Source organism: Pseudomonas putida (genome assembly GCF_022627325.1).
In the GTDB taxonomy this organism is placed as follows: domain Bacteria; phylum Pseudomonadota; class Gammaproteobacteria; order Pseudomonadales; family Pseudomonadaceae; genus Aquipseudomonas; species Aquipseudomonas putida_X.
The window spans coordinates 40,334-58,534 of record NZ_JAETZZ010000021.1 but is presented as its reverse complement, the minus strand read 5'-3'; the positions used below and the strand labels follow the sequence as shown (position 1 = coordinate 58,534).

The following is an 18,201-nucleotide window of genomic DNA, read 5'->3' as shown; positions in this document are numbered from 1 at the left end:
ATGCATTCTTTATCGGCGCTTTGGTGGAAGGGGTGGGGCGATGTCTCCCACAGTCTGTACTGCGTCAACAGTCAGAATCCGGCATTTAGTCCCACCACCCCTTCAAGTCTAACCATACAAGCCGGCTCGCCGGCGATGAGGCCGGAACAGCCGCCTCAGTTCAGCAACGCGTGCTGTACCTGCCCCACCGTCGCCGCCAAGCTGTTCAGGTGCAAGCTCTGCACCCGCTCCACCGGTGCCAGGTCCAGCGGCCAGTGCAGCGCGATGCTGCCCACCAGCCGCCCCTCCACCCGCACCGGCAGGGCGATCGCCCGGATCAGGAACGGCAAGCGCACCGGGTATTCCCAGAACCCTTCGGTGCGCTGGCCAAAACCGTTGTGCCCATCAGCCTCGATATCGCGCAACAGCGCCTCATCGCGCACCCGCTCATGCGCCGCCAGGCGCTGTACCTCATCCGCCGCCAGCTCCTTCAGGCACGCCCGGCCCATGGCCGAGTGAAACAAGCTGGCATGGTGCCCAACGAGCTGGCAGGTGTGCGGGTAGCGTTTGCGCAGCACCTGCGCAATGGCGCTCTCCATCACCTCCAGCCGTTCGCCGTCAAAAGAAGAAAGGTCCGCCACCAGCCCGGTGCGCTCGCTCAGCTCCAACAACAGCGGCGCGGCGCGTTCCACCAGTGTGCGCTTGAAGCGCAGCTGGCGGTCGCCAAACAGGCGCCGGGCACACAAGCGGTAGCGGCGGTCGCTCAGGCCACGGTAGACCCAGCCCTGCTCCTGCAAGGTGGCGAGCATGCGCGATACCGTGGCTTTGGGCAGTGCCGTCAGGTAATGCAGCTCTTCGAGCCCCAGCGCGTGGTGCTCACCAAGCAGTTCGACAATCGCCAGTGCCCGCTCCACCGAGCGCACGCCCCCGCTGTCTGCGGTAATACCCATGGGTTCGACCTCCGTGTCTGTGCGTGGATGGTCATCATGCCCAGCAAGATACGGGCCTGCCCAGGGCTTTCAGCGCACCTGCAGGCACCCAGGCGGCTGCCGCGCTACCCAGCGGGTCAGTTGTTCGTGGGCATAGGCCAGTTGCAGCACGGCATGGTCCGCCTGGGCCGGGCCTATGATCTGCAGGCCCATCGGCAGCCCGGCGGCGTTGAACCCCACCGGCACGCTCATGCTCGGCAGGCCGGCCAAAGTCGGGCCAATCACCACCTCCATCCAGCGGTGGTAGGTGTCCATCGCCTGCCCACCAACCACCTTGGGCCACGGCTGGGCTGCATCGAAAGGGAACACTTGGGCAGCCGGCAACAGCAAATAATCGTAACGCTCAAACAACTTGCCCAACGCCAGGTACCACGCGCTGCGGTCCAGCGAAGCCTGGTAGACGTCCGCCGCGGTCAGGCGCAGGCCGCCCTCCACTTCCCACTGCGCTTCAGGCTTGAGCTGTGCACGCTTGCCTGGGTCGGCATACGCCGCGCCCAGGTTGCCGTGCACCAGGAAGTGGCGAAGGGTGAGCCAGCATTGCCATAAACGCCCCGGGTCGAACCCCAGCTGGCACGCCTCGACCTCGCAGCCCAGGTCGGCGAAGTCTGCCAATGCTGCCTGACACAGGTCCATCACCCCCTCGTCCATCGGCAGGTAGCCGTCAAAGTTGCCCAGCCAGCCCACCCGCACCCCTTTGAAATCGCGCTGCAAACCGGCGGCAAAGTCACGCGGGCCGTCACTGAGCGACAGCGGCGCGCGCGGGTCGTGCCCGGCCTGCACCGACAGCAAGCGCGCCACGTCCGTCACTGTGCGCCCCATCGGCCCCTCGGTGGCCAGCTGCTGCACGAACAGCTCCGGCGTTGGCCCGTAAGGCACCCGCCCTTGCGAAGGGCGCAAGCCGAACACGTTGTTGAACGCTGCCGGGTTGCGCAGCGAGCCCATCATGTCGCTGCCGTCAGCCACCGGCAGCAGGCGCATGGCCAACGCCGCCGCGGCGCCGCCACTGCTGCCGCCTGCCACACGGCTGTGGTCATAGGCATTGGTGGTGGTGCCGAACAACGTGTTGTAGCTCTGCGAGCCGAGGCCGAATTCCGGCACATTGCTTTTGCCGACAAAGATCGCCCCGCTTGCCCGCACCCGCGCCACGCTGATGGCGTCATGCGCCGGCACCTGCTCGGCAAACAGCGGCGAGCCAAGCGTCGTGCGCAGCCCCGCTGTGGCCGCCAGGTCCTTGACCGCCTGCGGCATACCATGCATCCAGCCGCGCGACTGGCCGGCGGCCAATTCGCGGTCACGCACCTCGGCCTCGGCCAGCAGCACCGCGCCCTCGCGCAGCGACACCAGCGCATTGACCTGTGGGTTGAAGCGCTCGATGTGGCCCAGGTAGGCCTGCATCACTTCACGGCACGACACCTGGCGCGCGTGGATCGCTTCGGACAGCGCCTGGGCATCCAGGGCAACGATCGGGTCGATGGCTAACGGGTTCACGGTTTCACTCCAAGGTTGAAAGCGGCAGCTTTGCCAGCGCGGGGGACTTCTTTCAGGCAGTAGGTGCCCAGCAGCGTCAACAAGCAAGCGAACAGCACATAGAACGACGGCGCCACCGGGGTGCCGAGCACCTTGCTCAGCCACGTGACGATCAACGGCGCGAAGCCGCCGAACACCATCACCGCCACGTTATAGGCCACCGACACCCCGGTGGAGCGCACCTCGATCGGGAACTGCTCGGCCAAGGCGGTGGGCGCCGGGCCGAAGAAGCCGCCGATGGCGGTACACAGCAGCAGTTGCATCACCAGCAGGCGCTCGATCGACGGTGCTGCGGCTACCCACACGTACAGCGGGTACACCATCACGAAAAATGCCAAGGTAAAGGCCATCAGCACCGGGCGCCGGCCAAGCCGGTCCGACAGTGCTCCGGCCAGGGGGATGACCACGGTCATCAGGCCTACGGCCAGCATCTGCACCAGCAGCACCTGGTCCAGTGGCAGGCCAAGGTTTTTGTGGGCGAAGGTGGGCATGTTCACCAGCACCACGTAGAACGACACGGTCGCCCCACAGGCCAGCCCCATCGACACCAGCAAGCTGCGCCGATGCTCGCGCAGCACCTGCCACAAGCTCGGCGCCTGGCCCTTGGCCTGCTTGCGCGCCTCAAGGAACGCCTCGGGCTCTTCCATGTGCTTGCGAATCCACAGCCCCACCGGCCCGATCAGCAAGCCGATCACGAACGGGATCCTCCAGCCCCAGCTGTCCAACGCCTCGGGAGTGCACAGGTGGGTCACCAGCGCGACCATGGCCGCGCCCGAAAACACCGCCAGGCACTGCCCCACCAGTTGCCACGAACCATACAACCCCTTGCGGTGGGCCGGTGCGCTTTCTACCAGAAACGCCGTGGCACTGGCGTACTCCCCGCCCGTGGCAAAGCCCTGCAGCATGCGCGCCACCACGATCAACAGCGGCGCGCCCATGCCAATGGCCAGGTAGCTGGGCGCAAAGGCGATCATGGCGATGGACACGGTCATCAGGCGGATGATCAGTTGCATCGCCGCCTTGCGTCCCTTGCGGTCGGAATAGATACCCAGCAGCACCCCGCCCACCGGCCGCATGAAAAAGCCCACGCCGAAGGTGGCCAAGGCCATCAGTAGCGAGGCGTACTCGTCGTCGGAGGGGAAGAACTGGCGGGCGATGATGCTGGCCAGAAAGCCGTACACGATAAAGTCATACCACTCCAGGGCGTTACCGATGACCGCCGCGACCACTTGCCGGGTACGCGACGCGCCTGTGTGTGAAGTCTGCATGCGGGACACTCCATCAATCTGTTGGCCAGAAACGGCGGCGAACGGCGAGCTGCAAGCTGCAAGCTGCAAGCTGCAAGCTGCAAGCTGCAAGCAGAAGCGGGCCATGCGCGGCCTTTACTTGCAGCTTGAAGCTCGAAGCTCGAAGCTTGAAGCTGCCTAGTTGAGCCAGCGCTCGGTGAGGGCGCCCCAGTAGGCGGCACCGGTCAGCAGGATGTCGTCGTTGAAGTCGTAGGCAGGGTTGTGCACCATCGGGCGCTGTACGCCGTTGCCGATGAACAGATAGGCGCCGGGGCAGCGTTGCAGCATCCAGGCGAAGTCTTCGCTGCCCATCAGCTTGCGGGTGTTGCCATCCACCGCCTCGGCGCCGAGCAGCTCGACGCCGACCTGGTGGGCAAACGCATTTTCGTCGGGGTGGTTGACCAGCACCGGGTACGCCGGGCGGTGTTCGATGCGGGCGCTGCAGCCATAGCTTTGGGCCTGGCTGACGATGATCGCCTGCACCCGCTCCAGGGTCTGCGCCCGCACCTCGGCGTTCAGCGCACGCAAGCTCAACCGCAGCAGCGCCTGCTGCGGGATCACGTTGGCCGCCTCGCCTGCCTGCAGGGCGCCCACGGTCACCACCGCCGCCTCCTGCGCATCGATATTGCGCGCCACCACGGTTTGCAGCGCCATCACCACACTGGCTGCCGCCACCAATGGGTCGACCGTCAGGTGCGGCATCGAGCCATGCCCGCCGACGCCTTCGATGGTCACGGTCAGCAGGTCCTGCGAAGCCATCATCGGCCCTTCACGAAAACCCAGGTGCCCCGCCGGCAGCCCCGGCATGTTGTGCATGCCGAACAGCGCATCACACGGGAAGCGCTCCAGCAGCCCATCGGCCAGCATCGCCTCGGCCCCGCCCTGGCCCTCCTCGGCCGGCTGGAAGATCAGCGTCAGCGTGCCGTCGAACTGGCGCGTGGCCGCCAGGTAGCGAGCTGCGCCGAGCAGCATGGTGGTGTGGCCGTCATGGCCGCAGGCGTGCATGCAGCCCTGGTGGCGGCTGGTGTATTCAGCGCCGGTGGTTTCTACGATGGGCAGTGCGTCCATGTCGGCACGCAGGCCCAGTTTGCGTGGGCTGCTGCCATTGCGCAGCACGCCGACCACACCGGTTTTGCCGATGCCGGTGTGCACTTCGTAGCCCCAGTCTTTGAGCAATTGCGCGACCAGGGCCGCAGTGCGGCTTTCTTCGAAACCGAGTTCGGGGTGGGCATGGATATCGTGGCGGATGGCGCGCAGGTCGCTGGCCACGTCGGTGAGCCAGGCCAGGATGTGCTGGTGCTGCTGCATGGGGAATCTCCTCGCGCGGGTGGGTCCCGTTCTTGTTGTTCGTTTTGAGGTCACGACGGTTGAGGCAGGTCGTGGTTGCGAACAGATAAGCGCGAGTGGGGCGGGAGCACAATTGAATGTGGTTTCACGTGGTGGAACATCACGATGGCGGGGATGTTTTCCTACGGAAAACGGCTGAAAAGATCAGATTAATTCCCTTTGTTGTAGTCCATTTCCCAAAGATAATGCGTGCGCCTGTTTTTCGTTGCATGCGCTAAACGTGAGTCATAGTCTCGGCCGGTCGCTGCCAATCGGCGATACGGTTTTGACAGACCGTGAGTCACTGAGAGCATGTGCAATGCCTGTTATGGCAGCTGTACGTGGGGCACCTCTGTGTGCGCCGGGATTCTCAGTGCCCTCGGTCTGTCAACCCACGAACAGCTGCCACCCTTTCCGTTTGACAGCGGATTTGCGGCAGCCCTGCAGGCACTGAGAGGGTTTTATGCTGAAGATAGTCCCCGACCCACCCCACACTCCCCACTCCCTGGAAGACACACTCATGATGGCTGCGGACTACGCACTTTGCGCAGAAGCCGTTGCCCAGCAGGCGATGATGATGCACCCCAAATCGCCCTGTTCCTTGTTGATCATGACCTCCATGCACGAGCTCGAAACCTTGCGCAAGCTGCTTGAGGTGGCCTTGGTGCAAGTGCAAATGCCGACAGAGCCGAGAACGCTGCACTAAGCCGCATCATGTCAGGCCTGTTCTGGCGCTTTCGAAGGCTAACCACTCGCACGGCGTCGCCCCTGAGGTTGTAGACGACCCTTAGGCGCGTGGTGAACCCGTGTGGGCCCGGCTTGCCGGCGAAAGGGCCAGCCCAGGCACCCGCATTTTCAGGGAGCTAACCAATGCCAAAAGACGGCACAAACGAATACACCACACCCGGCAAAACCATGTTCTACCAGGCAGAGGGCCAAACCCGCCCGCTGTTCTGCATCGCCCCAGGCATCCCCTGCCAGGATGCCAGGGAGCAAGCCTCGGAGCTGATGGGTTGCGTGCGCGATCTGACCATCACCGGGGTGATGGATGAAAATCCGCAACTGATCTGGGCGTCCTACTACCTGAGCGCGCTGGCCAAGGCGCTGCTGGATGATGCTGAGCTGGGGATGCGTCGTTAGGTAGCCAATCTTCAGGCTGGCCTTTTCGTGTGGCAGATTTTGATGGGCCAGCTCTGTGTTTAGTCATCGGACCAGGCCTGGGATGCGGGCTCCGATCTCTGATCGAAGCGCATCGCCGGGGGCGACTCAATGGCGTGCTCTGGGTGCTCTTCCTGGGGACAATAATCTTGAGATCAATGCAACACTCAATTACGCCGTTGACAATATCCGACAATTGACCGAACCCATCGACACGAGCGACCTTGAGCGATATAGAATGACGTTATCAACAGTTTCACTGAAGCGCTTATCGCGTACGGCCATCGACAAGGGTAATCAGGGTTACTCGATGATTTCCCCGCTAATTTTATTCCAAGCACACCAGGCTTCGAATGGCCTAAGGCGTCAAGCTGCCCGCGCTTTCCGGACTTCATCACCCTAGGTTTTGAGCACGCACCAATGACTCCGAGCAAATGTTCTACTGAATCTCTCAAGTTCAGGCTACGTGCCGCATTGACGCTCTTGATATGTGCGACCATAGGTGGATTTTCTACGTATTGGTTGGTCGCTCATGTGCTGCCAATTTACGGGCAGCTGTGGCGACAGGCGTCGGCAATTGAGGTTCAATACATGGCTTTCGGCTTGCTCATGGCCCCGCCCGTGATGCTTGTTTGCGTCGTTGCAAGCGCGTTCGCAATATACACAGGAAAAAGGTTCGATCCACCTACCAAATCCGGCCTTGCGAAATTTCAGACGGGAATGATGAAAGCCTCTGTTTACTCGCTCATCGTGCTCGCGCCGTTAGCGGGCATCATCACGACAATTGCGCTTAATAAACTGGACTATACCAGTTGCCCACAACTGAGGAAGTCAGGCTCGGCCTGGCAGACCTATTGGGTAAGCCACCCCGGTTTCTGTTTTGTGCCCGACAGTTACACAGAAAATAGATGGCCCTGCAAAATGGTGGATGGGAAAAAATTATGCCTTAACATGGATGAGTAACCTTATCGGGAGCAGATAGGGCTTGAATTAGGCCTAGAAATCAGAAGTCAATAAAGCTTGGCTTGCTCATCGACAGTCTCAAGGTACAAGACATAGCGACCCGGCTCCTAGAAACACAGGATGCTCTGGCCGGGCGTCTCCTCACGCAATATCCGGAGCCCTTGCCACAGGAAACGCTTCTGGTCCGCGGTGGCATTAATCTCCGACTGCTTGGCAATCCGCCGCACCAGGCTTTCATAGCTATAAAACCCTCGTACTTTCAATCTAGCCGTTTACCACTGTCCGAGCGGGTATTGCGACTGTCCAACTGAACTTGGCCTGCGTACTCGCACTTGATTTCGCCACGCACTTTGTCGAGGGAGCGTATCTGTTCACCTGCCGGATCGTATGGGAAGCGATGGTGAATCGGGTTACAGCGTCGACCACCAGCAGCGAGGCGTTGATGCCGGAGTTGTGCACTTGAGAGAGATTTTCTGCCGGCAGCGTTGACGCAAACTGCCACCCCTTGCGCCCCATGGCGTCGTACCCGAAGTATCTGGTAAGCTTGCCCTGCGCGCGGTACACCTCGCGGAGCTTGCCCGAACAGTCGTCGAAGCGCTCAACGCGACCGCAGGCGTTCCACCACAAATACTTGGACTTGAAGTTTGCATCGAAGATCGGGAGTGGTACGAAAAAACGGGTGTTCCGATACGCGATCAACGTTTTAAAAATTTGTAGTGACCGAACGCTCGGCCACTACCTACACGAAACTAAACGAGAAGCCAGCAAACGCTAGCAGCGATTACTTATCCATAAAAATAGTCTACGAAGCGAGCAGCATTATGCTCACCCAAAATCGGAGTAACTTCTTCATTCAGCAACGTTAAAAATATGCTACTAACACCCTCATCACTAGAAATATCAAATATATTAAACCGACCGTAAACTATATCTACCAATCTCGCGAGCGCCAATATAAAGTCGGCCAAAGAATCAGCGACCTGGAAACATTCTACGACATCATAACTTGCGAAGACCGGAGTTTTCTCAACATCAGTTACAGCGATGATTGGCTTGCCGCCGCCACTATCATCCATTATCACCAGATGTTGGTGTGGCCAGTCATCGTTCAAGACAACGCTCTCGGCAGAATTGACCCAACGATAGCCAAGCTGCGCTTTCTTCAAAGAGGCTAGATCAAACATCTTAAGAGGTGTAAGACCCGTCTCAAGCCGCACACCACAAGGGTCGTATTCATCATAGAAAAGGTCAGTTTCAATAGAGCGGGGAAGCTCGGCAGGCCAATTAGACTCAGCGGCATGTAACGCTCGATAACAACCATCAATCTGATATTTATCATGCACCAAGCTCAATTCCTTCAGCGCATCTCTTATATCACTCATCCCAGCCTCCAATAGTTACCCGCAAGCCCGTTTTTACACTTCTAAAGCGGACGATCAGACCGCCTTCTACGGATTCTTGTAGTTTCCGCGATGCCCTTGATCGGCATTCAACTACCCATCAATTACGCTTGAATGGTTGGCACTCTTCAGGAATATAATCTTCCGGGCTTCACCATCCCGGCATCTTCCTTGTTCAGCGAAAGCATAAAACTGCTTCCACCACACTCATAAGCAAAAGGATTATAGGCTTGATGTGTGCGATCTTGACTTGCATACTCCTTCATTGATGTTTCTATCGGCAGAGTACCAAATTTTATTGAGTTGAAACCTTTTATACTACGAGTCATAATTCGCCCCACACCATAGCCTCTGCCATTTATTACAAAGCAGAAAATATCTCCAACCTTTATGCTTCGCAATGCATTTTTTTATTCAGCCAAAAAATTGAATAGCACACCGCTACGCTCTCTCCTCTCCGGCGGCCAAGCCAGTGACATCAGCTCCGTACAACCACTGTTGAATGAGGTTAGCATTCCATATTGCGTTCGATGAAGCGCAAGCCCAAGCCCAAGCCTTGCTTACCCTCCCTGTTCGACCGGCCCAAATACCGACAGCGCAACATCATCGAACGCACGTTTGGCTGACTGAAAGAGAACCGCCGGATCGTGACACGCTCGACAAGCTCCCAAAAAGTTATGCCGCCATGGTCTCACTCGCATGCTCCATGCGGTGTGTGCGACATCTCTTTTTACACAGAACCTAACATTGATCACAACAATTGCACCTCAAGATACTTAACGAACCACAGACAATCAAAAATCAACATCACCTTCATCAACTAAAGAATCGATAAAATCACTAAAGGAACATGACATGACTCTTTGGGAATTGATGTGATTAAGTCGCATGCCAAGATCCGCTTGAAAAGTATCCACAGCAAGATAAATAACTCTCTCCGCACCTATCTCCAAGCAGATAAAGTTACCAGCCTCATCATTTGCAAAAGGGACTAACTGAGGCGGAACAACATTTTTCTCGCGCATCAACCTATAACATCCACCGATGTATTTTGTGTCATTAGTATCCTCAGCCTCCAGACTTGAAATGCTTTTAAAATCCACCACTCTCACTGGTTCAAAATCTTCATCCGAAATCCAAAACTCTCGAACAGGTGAGCCACCATTGTATGCCCTATAGATCGACTTAAATCTCACGGGAAATTTAATGCCAATCTGCGCCTCCAGCGCCTCAATATCAGCATCAGAAATCGGCGGGCCGCTCTGCAACAGCTTAAAGTCAGTCATTACCAACGCTCAACAAGTGGAAAATGTTAATGTTGGGGGGGGGCGATGCGTAAGCCACCCCTTATCTTGCGCTATAGCTATGGCCTCAGGTGTTCTATATGGACCAGAATCTAGACCCAAGTATTTCTCAATTTGTGCTATGGATCCTGTAGCCGCAAGGATGCCTCATCCGCTGACTGCGGGATCAACGGCATAGCCCCCTATGCACCAGATGGATTTTCTCGTTCGGGTTGTACGTGCTTTCGCCCGGCTCAAGGTCAATGAACGGAACGCTGCGCCCCTAGTTGTCGGTCTGAGATGAGGTCGGTGTTTTAACATCGTGAGCACTCAATAGTGTCCCGCTCGGGTAGTTCGCTAGCCTAAAGGCCCGAAGTCGTTGGGCTAAACAATTTGTGTAGATAAACGAATTAACGTGCGGGACACTACAGCACCCCTTTCTCGGAAATCATTAGAGTTAAAGCACATATGCCACAGCAACCTAATCCTACTCCATACTCTTAAAGAAACAACCGCAGCCTCACGCAGACCAAGCAGCTCCATGATTAGCAAAAAACAGGCTTAATCCAATAATCCTAACGTCAATTTACTTCAAAAAGCCCTATATATACCAACCCATTATAATTTACCTGTAAGGGCTCAGACACTACAACCCCACCATCTGAATACCAAAAAATAGCATTGGCCTTAGCGATACCTTTGCTGAGACAGCCAGCCCTCAATCTGTCAAGTTCACTAGGATCAACTGAAGATTCCTTGATTATTTCATCCAAACTGACTTCCTGAGGCCTCCTCGGGATTATTCCGATAAAGTCCTCATCATACCATCGGATACCGATATCCTTGCAAAAACCGCACACTTTGTATGATGGATCATCTATATCTACAGAATAATCCAACTCGAAATACCTCAAGTAATCAGCTTCCGACTCAAAATTACTTCCAACCCACACATGGATTTTTTCATACCTCTCAATATCATAAATATCCACTTAGCAAGCTCCCAGTCTTATATGACTACGCTGTTAGACCTCAATTAATCTTATCGCTTCAATTATACTCTGCGTTTTAACAAAATCTTTAATCAGCTTATTATAGAAAAGCCTTCTCGCACTACTTCCATATCGACAAACTGCCAGCTTGCGCGCCATCGCGTCGTAGCCGAAGCAACTGGTCAGCGTGCCCTGGGTGCGAAATACCTCCCGGTGCAGGTCATGGCGCCCCATGTCACTGATCACCTGGCCATCCAGGTTCAACATCACCTAAAACAGCAAGCGAACACGAGAATTGGCGGGCACGAGACTTCTAAATACAAAAGCAACCATGCAAAACCTAAGAATTTAAATTTCATTGATTAAGACGACTTAAAAACTCACGGAAAGCATCTGCAACCACATGATATTCCTCAGTATCCATAATCCAAAATCCGACTTCACCTTGCGCTTCTCCTGACAGGGTAAGCAAAAAATAGTTACCACCCTCATCAAACGCAAAAGGCACTCGTCCTTTCATTCTCGGAAAATCCAGGACCAACTCTTTATACGCTATATCTATTGGAATGCGACCATACTTAATAGGAATAAATCCAGCAAGCAACAAATCATTTCCACCTTGCGCATCGTCAATATAACCGCCGTTCGATGACAAATACAAACGGCGAAATTCCGGCGGCAACCTATCGCCCAACACTTCTTCCAAAAGGTCAAGGTCAGCGGACGATATTTCTTTTTCAGTACTAATCATTGGAATCAACATGAAGATTTGCCACTCCCTTTAAGTGCCGGGTGATGATATGCTTTTCACGTTTCGGCCTTATATTGACACACTCCAAATTTATGAGGAATACCGCTGTGAGTGGGCTGCTCAACCAACTACATAGTACCTTTACTAGTGACCGGGCCGTAATCATCCACAGGATGCCATACATGGCCGGTAGGAGTTGTCTTCTAATAAAGCCCAGCGTTATGATTAGCAGCTTCAAAATTCAAGTAGTCGTCGCCAACATACGATATTTCGACTATTGGATTGACATAGGACTTTTTAGAGTAAAGAGCATTGCTTTCTGCATAATTTAACCATCCTCTTCCGTCAACTGAACACCAGAGTAGCCTCTGGACTCACGTTTAGCGGCTGGCGGATGGCCTTGTCGTACTCGTAGCGAACTTGCTGACCTTTGGCATCCTGGCGGCTGCTCGGCAGGCCTCGGGCGGTGCGCAGCAAACGCGTGGTCTGGCCCTTACCATCGGTGTGGGTCAGCACCTGGCCGTAGACGTTGTAGGTAAACGTCTCTGCCGTGCCGTCCGGATGGTTGACCTTGACCACCTCCCCGTCCGGTTTGCGTTCCAGCATGGTGGTCTGGTTCAACGCATCGGTCACGGCCACCAGGTGATGGCGCTCGTCGTAGCGGTAATAGGTGTTCTTGCCCGAACAGTCCTGATACCGCTCGACCTGGGCCAGGGTGTTCCACCACAGGTGCTTGGATTTGTACGTCGCATCGATGATGGTGTACGGCAGGCCATCATCGCCGTTGAGGTACTCGGTCATCTGGCCCAGCGCATCGATTTCAGCCAGCAGGTTGCCCTTGTCGTCGTAGCGCGCCTGCCAGGTGCTGCCGTCCGGGTAAGTGACCTTGGTTACCAGGGTGGTCAGGTGATGGTATTCGTAGGCGATGGTGCGGCCCAGCGGGTCGGTTTCTTCGAGCAGGCGGGCGAACTCGTCGTACTTGAAGCGCAGCTGGTTGCCGTCCGGCAGGGTCAGGCCGACCATGTTGCCGAAATCGTCCAGGTCGATGGCGTAGGGTTAGCCCCTGTAGTCAATAGGCCATGTATTAAGGGGACCACATGCCCCCATAAAATACTCAATGTTAAAGAACATTAGGTTTAAACCTACCCACGGATCGTAGCGGTACTCCCGATCCGACCACCGCTTAATCCGGTTGTCCTTGACCTTGCATCCATCACATCCCACAAGAAACTAGTTGGCATTGGTGTGTTCGGCTCCGTATGCCATCATATTCTCGGCCGGAGGTTTAGTTAGAGACAGATAATCGCTAGCGCCACTAGAACCACCACCTAATGGGTCTCATCAGCCGAACAACAACCGCTGCAATCTTTAGGCTGGTTTAAAATATGCGCCTTCAAAGAGTCAGATCGGCTTATTTTACCTCAGCACTTCCCACCAGCAGCCCACGGACGTACTGCTGGATTTCTGGCTTCAACTTAACGACTTTACTCTATCGAACCAGCTCAACTCCGACCAACATCAGTAGCATAAGAAGAAAGTGAAGAATGCAAGCCCGAGATTCGCTTTCGCATTAGGAACCTTTGAAGGTCAGACCTAAACAAGAAAAGCGCGAGCAGGTGCCGTTTAAGGATAACTAATCCGAGCCAGGATTATTGGAGCAATAATCGTAATTATCGTTTTTCACTAGTTTGATCATACCTAGCCCTCTCTAATACCGTCGTTTTATGCAACCAACTTAGATCAGATGAAGTTCCCTGCACAGAGCCAGTTCAGTAGATCCAATCCAGACCTATCCTGCCTCCTGAGAGCAAACTTATCTATAATAGATGACGCTACTGCTACTTCTCCAGTTAACGCAGCAGACTTATCATAATTAGGATCGATATTATAGTTGATTACATCTATATTTTCCATAGCCATGGAAATAGCGCTTTCGAAAGCTTCTACCCCCCCCTCAAAGACAAACTCCAATAGATACTTTAATGCAATAAATAGATTCTGGGCGTATGCCCCTTCTTCCTCCGGAAACTCGTCAGTGTCCGGTATCTTCGACTCAACGCGCCCCACCAACTGTACTGCTGCTAAATTGGTATTGGTACAAGCGACCACCCCCTCCTTGAACACCTGAGTCAAATCTTCGTCATAACAAGCATCAAACTGCTCGACCAGCCGCAGCTGCCTATATAAATAAGCAGCTCCAACTATAGCCTTCTCATTATCAGACAAGCCAGAAAATCTCGGTAGAATACTGGCACTTCCAAAAATCACACCCCACTGCATGTCGAGCCTCCAATACGCTTCCTACTTTTCCTACCTGTTGTATGGGTATTGGTCTTTACATTATGCTCTTTCATTAAATGCTCGCAATCCAAACACACGCCTCGTGATGCGTCAATAGTCGTTGCCCCCTTGCCTGCCTTGATAATAGTTTCTTCAGCGTGCCCAACCCCGCTCACCACTGATATCCCACGTTGCTGGGCCCACTCCCTTTGTATTCTTGGCACAGTTTTATCACTTGAGGAGATAAACATGCCACCATCTTTATCAAGCCCTATAGCGGTTGTCTTAAATTTCTGGGCAGTCTTATCTAGGAGACCATGGGCTTCTCTAACCAGTGCTAAAAGCTCAGACAAGCCCAAAGGATCTATCCACCCAACAGGGTTTACAGCATACGCATAAAAGTTAACACTACCAATTAAGCCTATGGGATCTTGTGTAACAAATCGTCCAGTGTCAGGTGAGTAGTACCGGAACGTGTTGTAGTGTAGCCCTGTTTCTGAGTCCGAATATTGCCCTTGAAGCCTTAGATTTTGTTCGATTTCATTGACCGTCATCTGCTCGATCGCACCCCAAGACCGATAACTCGCCTGCCAGACAATTTGGCCTTCGCTATCAGTCAGCTCCAGAGGCGTTCCAATCTGGTCCGTATGGAAGTAGTAGACCTTCTGCTCCTGTCCCTCCGCCTGGTCAACCCGTGCCAACGGCGCATAGCTACCCGGCTCACAGAGATACAGAATGCTCTGCTCCGGCGTCTCCGTATTTGAGCGCTAGATGATTGCTGCCTACAGCGCACAGCTAATTAGATCAAAAAGGCGCAGCAATGCAGCAAAAAAACCAATCAAAAAAATAATCCAAATTTTAAAAAGGTAAATAACCCTGGAACTTTTAGAACAATCTGACACCCACTTCCCAATCAGCTATTCTGACGATAATTTTCTGGCTAGCGACCTTGAGCATCTCTGATACACAAACTTTGACGAACCCCACTCTACTATACTTAGCAAATCAACACTTGGAGACACCAGCGAGAGCGAATACTCAACCGAGAGCAATGAACCTTATAGCGAGTTTTTTGCTTTCAACCTTACTAACAAAAACCTCCGACACTATCGGATCAATCCAAGCCACGCCACCCAAAAATAAAAAATGAGAACCATCTGCTTTGGATTCATCGATACACAGCTTTGTTACACCTCGGGCCAGGTACTCAGCATCCAACTCCCCTGACTGCAATCTTCTTAAAACCATGTTCTTACCAGAATAATCTGATTGGTCATAATCGAAGCATTTGATCTTCTCATCTAAATGAATCAAAAAGTAATCCTTTTCTACAGACATCCCGCCAAAATATTTTACCTCAGCCTTTACGAACCTAGCATCAGAACCCAACTCCTCACATACAACCCTTAACTCTTTCGACCCAAAAAACGCACCGCATGCTGTTAAGAAAAAATCAGATTTCAGACTGCGAACTTTTTTATCCAACACTACGGTAATTGATAGACCTTCTAACGGAAGGAATTTCCCTACTTGATAGTAGTCTTCGAGCCCCGGTGAGAATGAAACATCGCCATCCGTATATCCTCCCTCAACCAACTCATGCGACATTGTGAAATATTTCATGATTTTCTCCTAACATGTCGACCTGGTGCCTTTCGGCCTAGGGTCCGTATTTTGTAAGCGCAAGGTATCTGAACCAAGACTCATCCTCATACTGCGTTCGACAGCGCCGATCTTTTTAAGAAGAGTCTTATCAGATGCAGTAGCCACATTGCCAATCTTCTGCTCCGCTATCAATAAGCGGTTCCTAGCTGCGTCATAGTAAGAACCCAAATGGCCACCACTATGCAGCGGTTTACCTGAGGCTAGGGATTCCGCAGATGTGGTAGGGAGTGGTGATCCGTTGCTAGCGCCATTTGGATTATATATACCTCGCTTCATTGCCTCTTGAATGAGATTAGACTTATTTACAACATTAGTAGGAATTAAATGGTGGGCAGCATATCCAGAGGGAACTGTATTTCCAGCCTTTGCCATGGCCGCAGCAAGAAGCTTGCTAGGTGATAATCCAGCAGGATCTACCCAAGAGATTGGATTAGGAGCATATACATACAGGTTCTCCCCACCCAAGACACCGATTGGATCCTGTGTAATAAATCGGCCTATTTCAGGATCGTAGTACCTGTAAAGATTATAATGAAGCGCTGCTTCCTCATCAAAATACTGCCCTTGGAAGCGCAAGTTTTGCTCAACTCTTCTGACACAAAACTCATCAACTACTCCCCAAGACTTATAACGCACTTGCCAGACAACTTCACCATCGCTATCCGTCAGTTCTAACGGCGATCCCATTTGGTCGTTATGAAAGTAATAAATCTGCTGCATTTCACCTTCAACGTCATCAATGCGTGCTAAAGGTATGTATCCTGCCGGCTCATACAAGTAGAGCGTACTACGCCCCGGCGCCATCTCCTGCAGCATCTTGAAAGCCTGCCAAACAAAACGCTTTTGCTCTATCACACCGTTTAATGCAGATTGCTTGGCAACCCGTCGCCCGAGGCTGTCATAGCGATAAGCGCCCGTACTTTCCAGCTTGCCGTTGACCACCGTCTCGGCCCGCACTAAGCGGTTCTCGCAGTCATAGCTAAAGCTCTGCAACTTACTATGCCCCGAGCGCTTCTCGATCAGATTCCCCCAAGGGTCGTAGCGGTACTCCTGATCCCGCCAACGCTTGATGCGGTTGTCCTTGACCTTCTCTAGCTGCCGCGCATTGAAGTCCAGTCGGTTGGCTGCCGGGTCGTAGCGGAACTCTTCGCTACCTACCAGGGAGCCAGTATCGCGGCTATGCAACTGGCCGTTGGCTTCGTATTCGTACTTGATCTCACCACGCAGCTTGTCCAGCGTGCGCACCAATTCGCCCGCTGGGTCGTACTGGTAGCGACGGTGAATCGGGTTGTAGGCGTGCTCCACTAGCAGCGAGGTGTTGATGCCCGGGTTCTGCACTTGCGACAGCTTTTCCGCCGGCAGGGTCGAAGCAAACTGCCAAGCCTTGCGCCCCATGGCGTCGTAGCCAAAGCAACTGGTCAGCTTGCCCTGCGTGCGATACACCTCGCGGTGCAGGTCATCGCGTTCCATGTCGCTGATGACCTGGCCGTCCAGGTTCAGCTGGTGCAGATGGCCGCTGCCGTAGTACAGGTGGTTGACCGTGCGCCCGTCCGGGAGGGTCAGTGTGGTCAGGTTGCTCAGCGGGTCGTATTCGTAGCCGAGCACGCCCTGTGGGGTGATTTCCTGGGTCAGTCGCCCCAGCAGGTCATAGGCGTATTCCAGCTTTTCTTCGGTGATGCCGAGTTGCTTGCCGATGCTGGTTGGGTGCCGCTGAATGCTCAGCAACCGGTCAACATCGTCATAGGCATAGTCTTGTCGCGCATCACGGTTGAGCTTGGCCATCAGGCGGCCAATGGGGTCGCGCTCGAACAGCGTTTCGCGTTGTGGCTGTTCACCGTTCTCGCCGTAGCCGATTTCGTCCAGCCGGGTCAGATGGCCGCCGTCGTTGTAGGTGAAACGCCGCGTCAGGTTGTCCACCCGCACTTCTTCCACCAGCCGGTCCGACGCATCGTAGGTAAAGCGGTACGGCATGCTGTTTTCGTTGACCAACGCGGTCAGGCGCACGGCCTTGTCGTACTCATAGCGAACTTGCTGACCTTTGGCATCCTGGCGGCTGCTCGGCAGGCCTCGGGCGGTGCGCAGCAGGCGGGTAGTCTGGCCCTTACCATCGGTGTGGGTCAGCACCTGGCCGTAGACGTTGTAGGTAAACGTCTCTGCCGTGCCGTCCGGATGGTCGATCTTGACCACCTCCCCGTCCGGTTTGCGTTCCAGCATGGTGGTCTGGTTCAGCGCATCGGTCACGGCCACCAAGTGATGGCGCTCGTCATAGCGGTAATAGGTGTTCTTGCCCGAACAGTCCTGATACCGCTCGACCTGGGCCAGAGTGTTCCACCACAGGTGCTTGGACTTGTACGTCGCATCGATGATGGTGTGCGGCAGGCCATCATCGCCGTTGAGGTACTCGGTCATCTGGCCCAGCGCGTCGATTTCGGCGAGCAGGTTGCCCTTGTCGTCGTAGCGCGCCTGCCAGGTGCTGCCGTCCGGAAGTCGTAGCGGTATTGAGTCAGGGTTTCCACGGCCTGATTGTTGACCCTCCGTCGACCGGTCAGGCGGGTCTCAAGGAGATGGAAGCGAATGAAACAAAGTCGGCACCCGCTTCCGA

General features: G+C 54.6%; 13 protein-coding genes and 5 pseudogenes. 4 read left to right on the top strand and 14 right to left on the bottom strand.

Features of this window, described 5'->3' with window-relative positions; all coding sequences use genetic code 11:
- Positions 1-155 precede the first annotated feature (155 nt).
- From JNA92_RS24710 to JNA92_RS24695, 4 genes are all read right to left on the bottom strand, one after another.
- Complete coding sequence (locus tag JNA92_RS24710; RefSeq protein ID WP_241807130.1) at positions 156-929, bottom strand: IclR family transcriptional regulator; 774 nt, start codon at positions 927-929, stop codon at positions 156-158.
- 69 nt (positions 930-998) lie between these two features.
- Positions 999-2,456 (bottom strand): amidase, encoded by a 1,458-nt coding sequence (locus JNA92_RS24705; protein ID WP_241807129.1) that lies wholly within the window; start codon positions 2,454-2,456, stop codon positions 999-1,001.
- Positions 2,453-3,763: a citrate-proton symporter gene (locus JNA92_RS24700; protein WP_241807128.1), complete on the bottom strand. Its 1,311-nt coding sequence runs from the start codon at positions 3,761-3,763 to the stop codon at positions 2,453-2,455. Before JNA92_RS24700 ends, JNA92_RS24705 begins: the two co-directional genes overlap by 4 nt.
- Before the next feature lie 156 nt (positions 3,764-3,919).
- A complete protein-coding gene (locus JNA92_RS24695) occupies positions 3,920-5,089 on the bottom strand; it encodes a M20 aminoacylase family protein (protein ID WP_241807127.1) in 1,170 nt (389 codons plus the stop codon).
- Between the two features lie 481 nt (positions 5,090-5,570).
- Between JNA92_RS24695 and JNA92_RS24690 the strand changes: the two genes are divergently transcribed.
- The 3 genes from JNA92_RS24690 to JNA92_RS24680 all read left to right on the top strand — a co-directional run bounded on the left by JNA92_RS24690 (position 5,571) and on the right by JNA92_RS24680 (position 7,228).
- Entirely contained in the window at positions 5,571-5,813 is a 243-nt protein-coding gene (locus tag JNA92_RS24690) for a hypothetical protein (protein WP_241807126.1), read from the top strand.
- 164 nt (positions 5,814-5,977) lie between these two features.
- Positions 5,978-6,247: a DUF3077 domain-containing protein gene (locus tag JNA92_RS24685; protein WP_241807125.1), complete on the top strand. Its 270-nt coding sequence runs from the start codon at positions 5,978-5,980 to the stop codon at positions 6,245-6,247.
- Positions 6,248-6,856: 609 nt separating this feature from the next.
- The gene (locus tag JNA92_RS24680) at positions 6,857-7,228 is read left to right on the top strand and encodes a hypothetical protein (protein ID WP_241807124.1); all 372 of its coding nucleotides are present in this window, start codon (positions 6,857-6,859) and stop codon (positions 7,226-7,228) included.
- Between the two features lie 116 nt (positions 7,229-7,344).
- Here the strand turns inward: JNA92_RS24680 and JNA92_RS24675 are convergent.
- Together JNA92_RS24675 and JNA92_RS24670 are read right to left on the bottom strand one after the other, a co-directional pair.
- Positions 7,345-7,798: pseudogene (locus tag JNA92_RS24675) on the bottom strand (type IV secretion protein Rhs); the annotation flags it as partial.
- Positions 7,799-8,013: 215 nt separating this feature from the next.
- The gene (locus JNA92_RS24670; RefSeq protein ID WP_241807123.1) at positions 8,014-8,610 is read right to left on the bottom strand and encodes a hypothetical protein; all 597 of its coding nucleotides are present in this window, start codon (positions 8,608-8,610) and stop codon (positions 8,014-8,016) included.
- 447 nt (positions 8,611-9,057) lie between these two features.
- Between JNA92_RS24670 and JNA92_RS24665 the strand changes: the two are divergent.
- Positions 9,058-9,373 (top strand): annotated as a pseudogene (locus tag JNA92_RS24665) (IS5/IS1182 family transposase); the annotation flags it as partial.
- A gap of 49 nt (positions 9,374-9,422) precedes the next feature.
- Here the strand turns inward: JNA92_RS24665 and JNA92_RS24660 are convergent.
- The 8 genes and pseudogenes from JNA92_RS24660 to JNA92_RS24625 form a co-directional block, all read right to left on the bottom strand.
- Positions 9,423-9,914, bottom strand: a complete 492-nt coding sequence (locus JNA92_RS24660) for an SMI1/KNR4 family protein (RefSeq protein WP_241807122.1) — start codon at positions 9,912-9,914, stop codon at positions 9,423-9,425.
- Between the two features lie 578 nt (positions 9,915-10,492).
- Positions 10,493-10,903, bottom strand: a complete 411-nt coding sequence (locus tag JNA92_RS24655; protein WP_241807121.1) for an immunity 22 family protein — start codon at positions 10,901-10,903, stop codon at positions 10,493-10,495.
- Between the two features lie 355 nt (positions 10,904-11,258).
- Positions 11,259-11,666: an SMI1/KNR4 family protein gene (locus JNA92_RS24650; RefSeq protein WP_241807120.1), complete on the bottom strand. Its 408-nt coding sequence runs from the start codon at positions 11,664-11,666 to the stop codon at positions 11,259-11,261.
- Positions 11,667-12,044: 378 nt separating this feature from the next.
- Positions 12,045-12,473 (bottom strand): annotated as a pseudogene (locus JNA92_RS26225) (type IV secretion protein Rhs); the annotation flags it as partial.
- Positions 12,474-13,394: 921 nt separating this feature from the next.
- A complete protein-coding gene (locus JNA92_RS24640; protein WP_241807119.1) occupies positions 13,395-13,934 on the bottom strand; it encodes a hypothetical protein in 540 nt (179 codons plus the stop codon).
- Positions 13,919-14,689 (bottom strand): annotated as a pseudogene (locus JNA92_RS24635) (RHS repeat domain-containing protein); the annotation flags it as partial. The pseudogene JNA92_RS24635 and the gene JNA92_RS24640, both read right to left, overlap by 16 nt.
- Before the next feature lie 283 nt (positions 14,690-14,972).
- Positions 14,973-15,557 carry an imm11 family protein gene (locus JNA92_RS24630; protein WP_241807118.1) on the bottom strand — a complete coding sequence of 195 codons (585 nt, stop codon included), beginning with the start codon at positions 15,555-15,557 and terminating at the stop codon, positions 14,973-14,975.
- A gap of 9 nt (positions 15,558-15,566) precedes the next feature.
- Positions 15,567-18,083: pseudogene (locus JNA92_RS24625) on the bottom strand (RHS repeat-associated core domain-containing protein); the annotation flags it as partial.
- Between the last annotated feature and the right edge of the window lie 118 nt (positions 18,084-18,201).